This window comes from Undibacterium sp. TJN25 (assembly GCF_049339885.1).
GTDB lineage: Bacteria > Pseudomonadota > Gammaproteobacteria > Burkholderiales > Burkholderiaceae_D > Undibacterium.
On the sequence record NZ_JBMPPM010000001.1, the window covers coordinates 398,870 to 411,841 of the forward strand.

The window sequence follows — 12,972 nt, forward strand, 5'->3', positions numbered from 1 at the left end:
CCTGCAAAGCCTGGTTAAGCGACGGTGCCGTCGGAGGCGTAGGCCAGTTGCCAGAAGCCGTAACCACCGGCTGCGCGGGCCTCGGCACCGAACTTGAACTGCTTGCGGCTGAACACGTCGTCGGCGTTCGGGTCGGTCTGCTGGACGAAGACCGGGGCTTTACGCTCCTGGTAGATGAAGGGCTTGACGGGCTTGGTGGTGTCCAGCAAGTACCAAGCAGTACGCGACTTCAGGCGTGGGTTGACGACCAGCTCGAAAGCATTTTTGTACGGGTTAGGCTTGCCGTCTTCCAGACGGTCTGTGGTCAGCAAGGTATTGGCGACGCCTTTTAATGCAGGCGGCACCATCAGGACGTTGGGCAGCACGTTCAGCGGCCGGCCTTCGTCATCCTTGAATTCCATCATTGCAATCTCTGCAGCGCCGAGGCTGGCCTGTGCAGCGGCCAGGCTGGCGACAGACAGTGCTTGGGAACCTTTATTGCTGATGCTGGCAATGGTTCCGTCTTCTTGCTTGACCGGATGGTCAGTGTCGAAAAAATACTGGCCGTCGTAGCACTTAGTAGTCATCGAGTTATTGACGACGTCCGCAATGATTTCATCCGGCAACTGCTTGGCGGACTCGCCCGCGCCCTGGGCCTGCGGGGCATAGATGCCCAGGTTGTCGTCTTCGATGTCGTTGCGTTCGACTTCGACGGTGGCTTCAAAGTCGTTATTGACGATGACGTACTTGAATCCTTCCAGGGCCTTGACGACCTTGTCGCCGATCCACTGGCGCATGCGCGGGAACTTGGACAGCCAGGCGTAGTCGTTCTGACCGGTCGTGGATGGCACCTTCATGGCGATCTTTTCCCATACGGTGGGAGCGGACGAAAAGGCGTTGTTAAAGGTGGTCTTCAGACCGATGAACACGTTTGCGAGGTTTTCTTTATTGACCAGCATGGGGTTTCCTATCTGTTTGCAGGTTGTTAGGCTGGGTTACTCGACCCAGACGCCGTCCGGGTCGATGCCCAGCACGCGGCCGGCCGGCGAGCGCGTGTTGCCGCCGTTGGTTTTGGCAATGGTTTGGTCGTCGACGATGTAGCAAGTCTTGTTGACGTCGGCTTGGGTGATGGGGTCGGCAGCAGCGTTAGACCACTTAAACAGCCGCTTGCGGCGTACCTGGACGGTCTTGCCGCCATCAGCGCCGGCCGTGTTGTCGACGTACTGCTCGGCGCGGCCGGCGTAGGTCAGCGTGGTAGACGTCGCGCCTGGTGTGGCAAAACCGGTAGCATTGACGGCTACTAGGGCGCCGCTGTAAATCTTGACGCCTGCCGCAGCCGGGAAGCCGAGCAGTTCGCCGTCCTTGTGCGGTGTGTTGCGGTCGTTAGTAAGAGACATGGTTACTCCGTTAGAGTGGATAAAGAGAAAACCGCTATGCGTCGCCCTGGAGCGTCTTCAGGTAGGCTTCGGTGGAAACGCCCATCGCGGCGCACAGCTGGACCTGCTGCGGCGTCAGCTCCTTCTTGCCGCCTGCAGGCGGGTTCTTGCCTGACTGCAGACCAGTCAGTGCAGCAATCGGCGGTGCGTTCTCTATATAGGCGGACAGTGCGGCGTAATCCTTGGCACCGAAGTCACGCGCCCACGATTCCTGCGCCGGAACCAGCTTGCCGTCCTTCAGCGCTGCCTTGACCAGCTCATCGACGCGGCCGGTGGTCAGCTGTGTGGACAGGCTGGCGATCTGGGTATGCAGCGCAGTCACGGTCTCGATAGGCACGAACTTGGCAGGGTCTGGCGTGGTGCTGGCCGTTAGAGTGGCGATCTGCGTACGTTGAGCACCAACGAAGGTGACCAGGTCGAACGAAGCGGCCGCGACCGCCTTGTCTTGCTTGATCAGCTCGGTCAGCGCCTGCAGCTTTGGCTGTAGCTGTTCGGCGGTGGTGTCGGCGGCCATGTTCAGCAGCCAGCGCAGTTGGGCAAGGATTTCATCCATTCCGGTTTCCTTTACAGTGAGGGAGTGTTGCGAAGAGGTGAAGTGCTGGGTTGCCGCAGCAAGCAGCACTTCTTCCATGCCGTCGATGGCAGGGTTATTCGTGATGGCGGCCATATACAGGGCCGTGACGGCTCCCTGCTTGTCGTAGCCGATGACAGGAGAAATGAAGCGATATTCATTTGCCGCAATCATTTGCTTGGCGCGGTCGGTCCAGTCGACGTCGATAGCGAACAGCCCGACACCTTCGCGCCACTCAAGATTGCTGAACCAGCCTGCCGCAGGCGCGGGCTGGCCGTTCTGCTTTGCCAGCATGGTCTGGTGCTCGTAGTCGATGACGTAAGGAGTGGCGCGCACGCCGGCCGCCTGGATCAGTGTCCGGGCCAGCTCGGCATTCATCTGCCAGCCTGGAGCATCCGCGGGGCGCCCGTCACGGGCGGCGAAGGTGCCGGCCGGCAGTAACTGCAGTTCGCTGCCGGCAGTCAGCGCCAGGCTGCAGGCGGCGACGGCCAGCAGGTGCTTGCCTGGGTGTGGCTGGTGAGTGGTTGGAGGTTTTTGCATGCCTCCATCTTGTCAGCGTCGTGACAAGACTTGCAGACTGACAGATGTCAGCAGTGGGGCATTATTTGGAGCGGGAGGCTGGGGAAACTGAAAACGGAAGGAGCCGGTCTTGCTTTACATCGAAATTAACGCGGCTCTAACGGGCCTTAGCGCCTCGAAACTCAAAAAATCGTGGTCAGCTGCAGAGTGCGAGGTTTAAATGGTGCCAAGCGCGGAAGATAAATTCCGCCTAGAAAGAAAACCTTTTGCACCCCAATGCGGCAAACCCACAAGAGGAACGCAATGGTTTGATCGTTAAAAATAGGCTTACCTTTACAAATTTGTAGAGGCGAAAAAGTCCCTGAGAACAGAACGTAAAGTAACTGTGAAAGATAAAGATGAAACCACAAAGCAAATTTTACCGAATTCTAATGACAGTGAATCTCTGCATTATCATCGCCCACAACGTAATAAATTTAGCGAACACCTATTGGCCCTGGTAATCGGCCGAGAGGTGTCGCAAATGGGCTTTCAGATATTTATCGAATAGCGTACGTACGCGATCAGCAGGAAGATTTTTATCTTTCAATTCGTGGCTCAGATCGTTACGAATATTTCTCAACTCCGTGAACTCAGTAATGTCTGACTCCTGCTTGCCGTCACTAAGATAGCAAGCGATTTTACCGAATGCTCTTTCTACTCTTGAATTATTGGCTGGAATAGAATTAAGCTCAGCGAGCCTACCTCCAGTAGTAATTGGATTGTCTACGTCGCTCATCCATAGAGGACCATATCTTTCCTTCACTCGCATTACAAACAACTCCAAAGCATTCCAAGCCGCCATAAAAGCACGAAGCTTATTCTCCCGATGGTTTAAAGACTGCGCATAGAGGTCGATGGCTTGCTCAAGTTCTGGCGATTGGCGCAGTGGTACGATCAATTCATGCATGACGGCAATTTGACTTGCGTTCAGTGCTCTCCCTGCGATAATTTCGGCAGAGCCTCCACTAATATTGAGCGAATGGACAACTTTGCCGTCGCCATCAAAAAGAACGCTCCCTTGGTTAACCAGTTCAAATTGATAGTCTGTGTCGCCAGCCATCCTAACCGCCGAAATTGCGCTAACAACGTTAGGCTGAAGTGCCGAGGATAATGCCGCTTTATCATATGCGTGCATGCAAACTCTGAAGTCGTCGACATTTATGCAGTTTTCAGGAAGAACTACCTCAACACTTCCATCAATCTCTACGATCAAGAAACCGTAATTTTTATACTTTATGCCGCGCTCTTCGATGATTTCAGCGAGTTTATTCGCCCTTGCCACGTCTCGATCAACGTCCGTAGGCATTCCAAATATTCCACTGAGAAGCAAGTTGGCCAGTACTAATTGGCGATCTATAAGCGTGAGAGGGCGAGTCGCGTCTTGAGTAAGGTACACGTGGATGCCCCCATCTTGAAAAAGCGTTACGTCTTCTTGATCTGGAGTCATTCCCATCCCGTAAGCGCAGTAAGCAGCGACGAATTTGTAGCGCATCATTCCCTCTCTATTTGAACTCTCCAAAATCAGCTGAATGCCGCTGACTCCTCGGCCTTTGGCCCCGTTGCGGCAATGGCAAGATATCGAATGTACACCGTTTGCCTTAATGTTGACAGTGCAACCCAAATTAAAATAGCCCGCCAGGCGCATTAACCGTCCAGTTTGCGATTACCAATTCTTTACTTGTTCGCTGGGCTTCCACATTGGCGACAGCGTACTTGATATCCAGCTCCATCATCTCGAAGCCCTCAAACGCCTGGCGTATGTCCGGGTGGTCGTTAATGCTGACCATCACCTTACCTTTGCAGCTCCGCATCACTTCCGCCATGCGCTCATACTGCGCAAACTCAAACGATACGCCGTAGCCCTCGGTTTCCCAGTATGGCGGGTCCATGTAAAAGAAGGTATGCGCCCGGTCATAACGTTTGACGCAGTCTTCCCAGGCTAGCTTTTCGACATAGACGCCACCCAGGCGCATGTGGGCCGCGCTCAGGTTTTCTTCTATCCTGGTCAGGTTGATGGCCGGACTGGTGGTTGCAGTACCGAACGACTGGCTTGCGACCTTGCCGCTGAAGGCATGCTGCTGGAGGTAGTAGAACCGAGCGGCGCGCTGGATGTCGGTCAATGTCTCCGGCCGCTCCAGCTGGTGCCACTTGAAGATCTCGCGGCTATTGATGGCCCAGCGAAACTGGGCGATAAACTCCGTTAAATGATGCTGGACCACGCGGTACAGGTTCACCAGGTCGCCGTTGACATCGTTGATGACCTCGGTCTTGGCCGGCATCGGCCGCAAGAAGAACAGTGCTGCGCCGCCGCAGAAAGCTTCAACATAACATTCATGCGGTGGGAACAAGGGGATTAACTTTTCTGATAAGCGGCGCTTGCCACCTAACCAGGGAATGATTGGACTGCTTTCCATCTAGGTTTCCTGCTTCGGGCGCTCCTGGCGCTCTGATGTGGGGCTCTCGGCCCTCAGCTGGTTCAAGGTGCCGCAGCGGCTACACTTGATAGTAAGACAGAGGTAAAACCCTTCTGCCAGTTTCTTATTGCATCTTCCACAGCGAATATCACGCATTTTTGCTCTCCGTGCTAATATCTCGCCCGCCTCCGATCGGGGTGGCAGGGCCTTGGCGGAGCAAGCAGGAATGTCTGCGTGCCGAGCGGCTTACCGGGTGTTGACGCACCAGGTCGGTCGCCCTGTCTTTTTTCTACAGGCTCAGGTATTCCCTCAGCCTATCGACTATCTTGTTTTCTTCATCGGGGTACAGCTGGCCGTCGGCCTGGACCGGAAAGAACTGCCGGGCTGGGATATCGCCCCACAGCTTTGGATACTTGGCTTTCGTGCCGCCGTATTGCTGCATCGCCGCATAGACCATACTGGAAGCAACCGTCAGCTGCGTGCCGGCCAGTACCCGGTAGCTGAACTGGCGTGCCAGGTCGCCGCTCTGGCCCTGCAGCGGGCGCTTGCCGGACACCAGTTGCTGGCCCTTGGCCGTGATCTTGCCGGTCTTTTTCGAGAACCCGCCTTTCTTTTGCAGATAGTTCACCAGCGTGACCTGAGCGTTAGGCTGCCAGCGCACGCCGTCGGGGCCGGTGGCGGTCACAAAGCGTAGCTTGGTGCGCTCTATCATGTCTTCGCCGATGACCTGCAGCAGTGGCGACATGTCGTCCAGCTTGGCGTGCAGCTGCGTTAGCAGCGCGTCCACGGCCAGGCTCTGAATCTCTATGGGCTTGGTCATCTGATTACCTTATATAGTCCGTTAGCGATGCCAGCTGCAATCGCTTCTTTCGCTACCTTCAGCGCGGACACCAGCAGATTGACCTCGCCCTGAGCCTTCTCGGGGTGATAGGCAAGCTGCAGAACTAGCATATCAATACCCTGCTCCTGGGAGACATACACCAAGCGCCCGGTCTGGCTGTCGACCAGCAGCTGGGCCGGGCTGGAAACGATCCCCGGCAATCTGGCCCAAGCGGCGGGGTCGAGGTCGCTGCCGGCGACCAGGCTATCCTGCAGGGCGACCTCAGCGCTGGCCGGGGCCGGGTATGCGTGCGCGCTCAGCCAATCCAGCGCCCCCTGGTCGATGGCACCAATGACAGCCACGCGACCGCGGCCGAACGAATCAGCCAGCACATCGGCTAGGAATGCCTGGTAGACAGCCGCCTGCTCGGCCTGCAGCGCCGGCCGCAATGCCTGGTACATCGCCGCGCCGATGGGTGCGTCCAGGTTGATCAACTTCTGGTCAATAAAATCCACCAGTGGCCGCTTGGCATCCGCACCTGGTGCATAGTCAAAGCCCTGGTCGATGCCGACGGGAGCGCCGGTCTGTGGGTCGATGCGATCCCAGCCTGCAGGCGGCGATCCCTTGCCGGCCGCTACCGCCTGCAGATGGTCTTTCTCGCTGGCGGACGTGACGCGGCATTGACAGCCCCAACCGTTCGTCGGGAAGTGGGTGCGCCAGAAGGGATCGTCGTAGCGCAGCACCAGGCCATTCCAGGACTGGTGGATCGGGCGGGGATGCTCGACCGCGTCGTTGTGGACGTATTTAAAATACGGGTTCAGCGCCAACAGGCCGGGATCGTTCAGTTGCTTCCAGCGGCCGGCCGCATAGCTGGTCGCCATATTGGTCTGGTAGATGACTCGCGTGCGCCAGGCGTAACCGGCGGCACTGCCCTCACCCGTCCAGCCGGTCCAGCCGTGTTTCAGCACAATGCTGTTGAAGGCTTTGCGGAAGGCTTCCAGGCCTCGGCCGTCGGCAATGCTGGCCCGGATGGCGCCGTTCAGGTCATTCAGCAAGTCAGCATTGGCTGCGCCGGCCACGATAAAGGCCCGGTCATGCGCTGACTTCAGGATGTCGTCATAGCGGTCGGTGGGCAGGTTCAGCTTGTTCTTGAAGAAATCCAGCTGCTGCTGGAAGCTTTGCTGCAGGTCGGCGCTGAGCGGCATTACTTCCCGTCCTCGGCGTCGGCCAGGCCCTTCAATTCTGCCAGCGCCAGGGCCAGCGCCATGACCTTGACCAGTTCATCGGGTGCTTTGCCGCCGAAGGCCGAAACTAGGCTGGTCTGCAAATCGTTCAAGCTCTTCGCCTGGTCGACCAGCTTTTGGATAGCGGCGAGCAGGTCGGCCCAGGTGGGTGCGGCAGCTGATGCCAGTTCGTCGGTGACGCCGGCCACCGGATCGGCCACGCTTGCACCTGGTGCAGGAGTGGTAGACAGGACCGCCGTCAACTCTTCAGATGGTTCTGCGGGATTATTGTCACTGGGTGCTGCAGGCGGTTGGGCCGTGATTTTGAGGATGGGTTCATTCTGCTGCGGCAGCGGGATGTGAAGTTTTTCTTGCGCCCAGGCTTTGGGCACTTCAAAGCCGACACCGACTAGCTTGGGTAAAGCATCGGCGAAGACAGTCAGGTCTTCCGCTTCGCCCAGATCGAACACGAAGCGTGGGCAACGCGCCAAGCCGGCGATGCCTGGCTTGTTCAGGGCGATCAGCGGATACACGAGGTCGCGGGTCAATGTAGCCGCCAACTGGCGGGCGTCGCCGCGCCGGATGTCGTGTCTGACTTCGTTATGCACCTTGCCCAGGGCAAAGCTGCCGCCGCCCTTGCTGCCGGTATCTGCCGACAAGGTCTGGCCCAGGATGCTCTTGGATTCGGACTTATCCGCCCATTCCATCATCGCCAGGTGGGCCGAGTTGCCGCTACCGCCAGCAGCGACTTGCTGGACTTCCAGCGTCATGTCCTGCGGCATGATGGCGCGGGCATCGTGGCCCAGCGCGGTAACGGCGCGCATCAGGCTGGCTTTTTCATCTGCGGTGGCGCCAGCGAAGTATTTACCAATGATGATGGGCAGGCCGTAGGTTTCCAGGAACTCGGCAAAGTCACCCAGTGCGTAGGCTTTGTACAGGAAGGGCCAGACCAGGGTGCGGAATAGGCCCATGCGGCCCAAGTAGCCGGTCTTGGCTTTGCCGTGAGTGTGCATGATCCAGCCGAAAGGCACTAGCTGCGCGCCTTCTACCGACGTGTCCTGCAGGCGCAGCTCTGTTCTGGCCGTGTTCAGCTTGAACCACTCTTGTGGCCGGGGATGGAAGCATGGCAGCAGTTCGCTACCCTGGGACTGCCACTCCAGCTCGACCGGTGCGAAGCCGTGGCCGACGCCGTCCATCATCGCCAGTACCAGGTCCTCTATCGGGTCAATGGCGTCCTGCAGCACTTCCTTGACCCAGGCAGCGGCCGCTTTTTCGGCGGCGCTGGCGTTGCGAGGTGGGACGACGTCCCAGGGCAAACCAACGACGGCATTCTTGCGCTTGTCCATTTCGGCACGCAGGTGGCCATCTCGTTCTTCCATGTCGGCGAACAGGCGGTGTTGTTCCAGCAGATTGCCGTTATCGGCTTCCTGCAGCGTCCGGGCCAACCTGGCTGGCGTCAGCCCGCCCAGCATCGGCAGGAGATATTGGTTCTGCAGCGCCATGATGTTGGCGGTCTGCGGTTCACTCAGCACTTCCTTTTTAATCGGGTTGCCGTGCTGGTCAAGTATTTGGGTCACACCATTCTCCTGGTATTCGATAGATCAAGGTCGCGGCTGCCTGGGTCGGCACGGCCTCCCTCGCTGGCCCAGCGGCCGTCGCGGGCCTGGCTCATGAAGCCCTCTGCAGCACCTGGCCCGCGTGTCATCGCCACCCACCACAGCAAGTGCAGCGCGGTCAAACCGTCATAGTGATGGTTGCTTTGTTTCTCCGGCCAGGTGTCCAGCTCAGACAGTAGTTGAGTCAGGCTGGCGTGCAGCAGGATGGATGGGAACGCGGGGTCGGTGACGTAGGGTTCCAGCGAGTCGACACGCACTTCGGCCGGCACCGTGGCAGTGACACCGACCAGTGGCAAGGGAACCCCGGCATGCAACCCTGCCTGCATGAAGGTCAGGCGCGAATGTTCGTAGGCGTTATTGTTTTCAAAGGCGATGGCTCTGCAGCGGAACTCCTTTTGCATGGCGATCAGGTCAGCTTCTAACTTGGATGGCACGCGGCGTTTGATCCAGGCTTCCAGCACATACAGCCGGCGCGATACCGGGTCCAGGCCACCGACGACCAGCGCCGAGGGATCGGAGGTCTCGCCTTTGCCCATGGACGGGTCACAGGCGCCGAAGATGATCCAGTCGCGCATACGCTGGACCCAGAAGGTAATCTTGCTGAAGACTTTGTCTTCGTCACTGCGTGGGTCACCCTGCATTTCTGTACCAAACGCTTTTGGAGCCGTAGCGCGCTGGCGCATCAGCCAGAACAGCGAGCGTACCGACGGCCAGGAGACCTTTGCGCCCTCATCCATCGCCGCCTGGTGCTCCAGGTAGAACAGGTAAGACGGCAGGCGCTGGTCGGGAATGACCAGGTTCTGGGCTGCAGCGGCTTCGACCAGACGGGCATCATCATTGCGCATCAGCTCTTCGCACTTTGCCCAAAGGTCCATATTGGACGGCAGGCACTCGATTGCGCGGAAATGGTGGACGACGTGGCCGATGGTGCGCTTGGCCCGACTGATGGGATCGTCCTTGTCCAGGATAGTGCCGACGCCGCCATATTTGACGCTACCGTCTGGCGGTCCCAGGTAGTCGATAGCCTTGGTCAGCCAGTTCCAGCGGTTCTCGCGCTCGGTGGGGCTTTTGGCTTCGGCATCCGTGATCAGGTCATCGCCCAGCAACAGCTTTGGCCGGCTGGCGCCGTGGAAGGTGCCGCGAATCGCTTGTTCAGCGCCGAAGGGTTCTACCTTGACGCCGGTCTTCGTGATGAACTCGCCGACCTTCCACATCGGGCCTTTGCCGCAGGCTTCCGGGAAGTCCAGGGCCAGGGTGGCATTCATGGTCAGTTCGGTCTTGACGACCTCGACCAGCTTGGTCGGCAACTTGGTTTCTGCGCCCAGCAGGATCACATAGTCGATGAAAGGTGGTAGCGCGTCCGTCCAGCCTATCTCCGAGCGTATCTCAGGCCGCTGCAGCAAGCCCTGGACGGCGCACCAGACCGGCCCGATCTTGGTCAGCATGGAGGATTTGGCCTCGCCCCTGGGGGCGATCCACCATTCCTTGACGCCGCCAGGCTGGCGCAGCAGCTGCGGCCAGCGCTTGCAGAACTGCGCCTGGAAGGAAGAAGGCGTGCCCCTGATATGGTGCGGGAAGTAGGTATACGCAAAGAACTGGAAATCGCCGTCCAGCACGCGCTTGCGGCGTGCTCGGATGGCTTCCGGCGACGCATCCAGGCCCATCTGGTGGGCTTCGATGTCCTTACGCAGCGAGCTGACCAGATCGGCCAGCTCGTTATGGAATTCCTTGGCGCTGAGGTCGTTGCTCTTCATTTGGCGTCCGCCAGGATTCTTGGCAGCACGTCGCCGAACGGCTCCAGTATCTCGACCAGCACAGCGCCATGCTGTGGGTAGCGCTCCTGGACGAACTCGGCCAGGCCCCGTATCACAGTCATGCCTATAGAGAGGCTATTGGCTTCCGGCAGGAACTTGCGCATCGCCGCCATGGACTTATGGATGTTGTCCATCAGGCTGGACAGCAGGTCGACGCGTTTGGTGGCGGGCATATCCTTGTCCGCCTTGATCAGCTCCAGCACAGCGTTGAACTGCACCAGCATTTCGGTCAGGATTTGCTGTGACAAGTGTTCAACGTCGCCGCTGCCGAGCGTCGATGCGCTGCGGACCTTGTCCCAGTCGTCGCCCTCGGCTTGCGCCTGGGCTTTCCAGCGCTTGGCCGTGGTATAGGCGACATTGACCTGGGCAGCGGCTTGTTCCAGCGATAGCCGGTCAAAGATGTAGTGCTTGCGCACCAGGGCGCGCACGTCGGCACTCTTGGTCATCAGGAACCCAGCTTGCGTTTCATCAACTCAATGATGGCGGCCAGCGCCACGCTGGAACCGAAACCAGCGAGCACGCCAGCGCGGGTGGAGCCTTTCTCCAGCTCACGGATGCGCTCTTCGTGGGCCTTGACGGTCTCGGCCAGCTTCTTGGGGTTGGCGACTTCCAGTTCGCGCAGGCGCAGGTCGTGCTCGTCCAGGCGACGGCTAACCTTGCTATCCAGGCTGGTGATGCCGGTTTCCAGGCGCTTGGAGGTATGGGCCTGCTCATCCAGTTTGGCTTCTATGCGTCCCAGGATGCGTGCGATATCGTCGTTGCTGACTTCCATGCGTGTTTGTCCGTTCAGTGTTGGCGTCATTGGTATGGCCGTTAGGGTCTCGTCAATTTGCAACGGGCTTCTAACGCCTGCTGACAGTGGGTGCACCGAGTACAGCCTGGTGCGGCCGTCTGCCGCTCTGCCGGGATGGGCTGGTCGCATTCCTCGCATTCGGCGGCGCTGGGTGCTTCTGCGGCGGCCTGGCGGGCCAGTGCCTGGGTATGCAGCCTCGCCAGTGCATCCTGGCGCTGCAGCAGCTCCAGTTCAGCGGCGCGGTCAAAGATGTCCGTCATTCGGCTCCTTCCGCTGGCGCCTCGGTGCTGCCGTACCAGTCAATCCAGCCGCCGACCTTTGCCCTGCACAGGTAATACTGGCGAGTGACATCAATGTGATTCTTCACCGCGTCCTGGCCCGCCTGCAGTGGTGGCAGCGTCGGGCACGTCGTCATCAGGTTCGCTTGCGGCTGTGCTGTCTGATTGCGCGTTAGCGTCGTTCCAGCGCTGCAGGCTGACAGGATCAAGCACGCAGCCAATGCCAGGGTTTTGTTGTTGATCGGTTTCATATTGAGAGCGGAGATGTTGATAAAAGGCGTCGGTAGCGTCCAGGGCCTGCTGGGCGTGCACGCCGGCCGCCAGCGCCTTGGCGTTTTTGGTCTTGGTCGCCTTCACGTCCTGAGCAACTTCCTTGACTTGTTCGGCGGCGGTGGAGTTGTGTTCTACCCAGGCGCCGAAGGCATAGGCGGAAGCGCCGAGGACGATGGACCATGCCAGGAAGGCGATGATGACTATGCGGGTCATTCGGCTTTACCCTCACAGACGGAGGTGCCCCAGCTGGAGAACAGCGGTTGGTGCTTGAACAGGATCAGACGGGGATAGCGGCGCGAGAACTCGAAGTTCTGCTGGCTTTGGCCGGCGTTGATATTTTCCGTAACGTTGAACCAGGTGCCGGGTGTGGGCGAGCGGCGCTGCGCCTTCTGGACATATCCCAGGCCAGCGTTATAGGACTTGAGGGCCGCCGCCCAGCGCTGGCAGGCGTCATCGCCCTGGACGCGGGCATACAGCCAGTTGTCGTAGCGGACTTGGGCGCGGATGGCCCAGGTGGGACTGTAGGGGTCGGGTGCGCCGAGTTCGGGATAGGTCTGCGCTACCTGGCGGGCGGTCGCATCCATGAACTGCATCAGGCCCCGGCCTTTGTCCCAGGCGGTGACGTCGGCCCTGCAGCTGCTTTCCTGACGCATCTGGCCGGCCAACATGGGCACAGGCGCTTCCAGTCCATAGACGGCCTGCGCCTCGCGTGTCAATGTAGCACGGTACTGCTGACACAGGTCGGCCGCGTGGCTTTGCTTGCTGATGGTGGCGATCAGCGCAATGAAGACGCAATACAACGCGAACTTGACCAGCAGCGCCCAGAAGAAGCCCTTCATTACATGCCTGCGCCGAGGGTGTACATCGCGCCAAAGATGACGATAGCGCGCCGGATCATGACCAGGGCATGGCTGTCCAGGGTGATGCGGTCGCGAAAGGCTGCACGGTCGAGCCAGTAGCCGGCAAAGCCACCCATGGTGACGTGGCCGAGTTTCCAGGTCAGCGTTTGCAGCGGGCCGCCGTAGCCGGCCGATAGCATTATCAGGGCCAGCGCGTAAAACAGGGCTGCGATCAGCAGCCATTCGATCATGCGGAGTTTGTTCACGGGATTTCCTCAATGTGTGGGCTGATGGATGTCAGCAAGATGGCATTGAGGACTTTACGCGGGCGCGAGAATAAGGCTAAGAATGACAG

The 12,972-nt window shown here is 59.1% G+C and carries 16 protein-coding genes; all 16 read right to left on the reverse strand.

The window, feature by feature from the left end; translation table 11 throughout:
* Window positions 1-14: 14 nt before the first annotated feature.
* The 16 genes from ACO0LO_RS01805 to ACO0LO_RS01880 all read right to left on the reverse strand — a co-directional run bounded on the left by ACO0LO_RS01805 (window position 15) and on the right by ACO0LO_RS01880 (window position 12,883).
* Window positions 15-938: a Mu-like prophage major head subunit gpT family protein gene (locus ACO0LO_RS01805; RefSeq protein WP_422962476.1), complete on the reverse strand. Its 924-nt coding sequence runs from the start codon at window positions 936-938 to the stop codon at window positions 15-17.
* Window positions 939-974: 36 nt separating this feature from the next.
* On the reverse strand, window positions 975-1,376 hold the full coding sequence (locus ACO0LO_RS01810) for a hypothetical protein (RefSeq protein WP_422962477.1): 402 nt from the start codon (window positions 1,374-1,376) through the stop codon (window positions 975-977).
* A 34-nt stretch (window positions 1,377-1,410) separates the two neighbouring features.
* Window positions 1,411-2,526: a phage protease gene (locus ACO0LO_RS01815; protein WP_422962478.1), complete on the reverse strand. Its 1,116-nt coding sequence runs from the start codon at window positions 2,524-2,526 to the stop codon at window positions 1,411-1,413.
* Window positions 2,527-2,992: 466 nt separating this feature from the next.
* Window positions 2,993-4,042 (reverse strand): hypothetical protein, encoded by a 1,050-nt coding sequence (locus ACO0LO_RS01820; RefSeq protein ID WP_422962479.1) that lies wholly within the window; start codon window positions 4,040-4,042, stop codon window positions 2,993-2,995.
* Window positions 4,043-4,169: 127 nt separating this feature from the next.
* Window positions 4,170-4,961, reverse strand: a complete 792-nt coding sequence (locus ACO0LO_RS01825) for a DNA adenine methylase (protein ID WP_422962480.1) — start codon at window positions 4,959-4,961, stop codon at window positions 4,170-4,172.
* Window positions 4,962-5,117, reverse strand: a complete 156-nt coding sequence (locus ACO0LO_RS01830; protein WP_422962481.1) for a Com family DNA-binding transcriptional regulator — start codon at window positions 5,115-5,117, stop codon at window positions 4,962-4,964.
* 133 nt (window positions 5,118-5,250) lie between these two features.
* Window positions 5,251-5,781 (reverse strand): phage virion morphogenesis protein, encoded by a 531-nt coding sequence (locus ACO0LO_RS01835; protein ID WP_422962482.1) that lies wholly within the window; start codon window positions 5,779-5,781, stop codon window positions 5,251-5,253.
* Window positions 5,778-6,986, reverse strand: a complete 1,209-nt coding sequence (locus tag ACO0LO_RS01840; RefSeq protein WP_422962483.1) for a phage minor head protein — start codon at window positions 6,984-6,986, stop codon at window positions 5,778-5,780. Before ACO0LO_RS01840 ends, ACO0LO_RS01835 begins: the two co-directional genes overlap by 4 nt.
* Window positions 6,986-8,581 (reverse strand): DUF935 domain-containing protein, encoded by a 1,596-nt coding sequence (locus ACO0LO_RS01845; protein WP_422962484.1) that lies wholly within the window; start codon window positions 8,579-8,581, stop codon window positions 6,986-6,988. Before ACO0LO_RS01845 ends, ACO0LO_RS01840 begins: the two co-directional genes overlap by 1 nt.
* Window positions 8,578-10,374 carry a hypothetical protein gene (locus ACO0LO_RS01850; RefSeq protein ID WP_422962485.1) on the reverse strand — a complete coding sequence of 599 codons (1,797 nt, stop codon included), beginning with the start codon at window positions 10,372-10,374 and terminating at the stop codon, window positions 8,578-8,580. Before ACO0LO_RS01850 ends, ACO0LO_RS01845 begins: the two co-directional genes overlap by 4 nt.
* Complete coding sequence (locus tag ACO0LO_RS01855) at window positions 10,371-10,880, reverse strand: DUF1804 family protein (protein WP_422962486.1); 510 nt, start codon at window positions 10,878-10,880, stop codon at window positions 10,371-10,373. The genes ACO0LO_RS01850 and ACO0LO_RS01855 overlap by 4 nt, the downstream gene beginning before the upstream one ends.
* Window positions 10,880-11,236: a hypothetical protein gene (locus ACO0LO_RS01860; protein WP_422962487.1), complete on the reverse strand. Its 357-nt coding sequence runs from the start codon at window positions 11,234-11,236 to the stop codon at window positions 10,880-10,882. Before ACO0LO_RS01860 ends, ACO0LO_RS01855 begins: the two co-directional genes overlap by 1 nt.
* An 11-nt stretch (window positions 11,237-11,247) precedes the next feature.
* Complete coding sequence (locus ACO0LO_RS01865; RefSeq protein WP_422962488.1) at window positions 11,248-11,487, reverse strand: TraR/DksA C4-type zinc finger protein; 240 nt, start codon at window positions 11,485-11,487, stop codon at window positions 11,248-11,250.
* A gap of 90 nt (window positions 11,488-11,577) precedes the next feature.
* On the reverse strand, window positions 11,578-11,991 hold the full coding sequence (locus ACO0LO_RS01870) for a hypothetical protein (protein ID WP_422962489.1): 414 nt from the start codon (window positions 11,989-11,991) through the stop codon (window positions 11,578-11,580).
* Entirely contained in the window at window positions 11,988-12,617 is a 630-nt protein-coding gene (locus ACO0LO_RS01875; protein ID WP_422962490.1) for a transglycosylase SLT domain-containing protein, read from the reverse strand. The genes ACO0LO_RS01870 and ACO0LO_RS01875 overlap by 4 nt, the downstream gene beginning before the upstream one ends.
* Entirely contained in the window at window positions 12,617-12,883 is a 267-nt protein-coding gene (locus ACO0LO_RS01880; protein ID WP_422962491.1) for a hypothetical protein, read from the reverse strand. Before ACO0LO_RS01880 ends, ACO0LO_RS01875 begins: the two co-directional genes overlap by 1 nt.
* Between the last annotated feature and the right edge of the window lie 89 nt (window positions 12,884-12,972).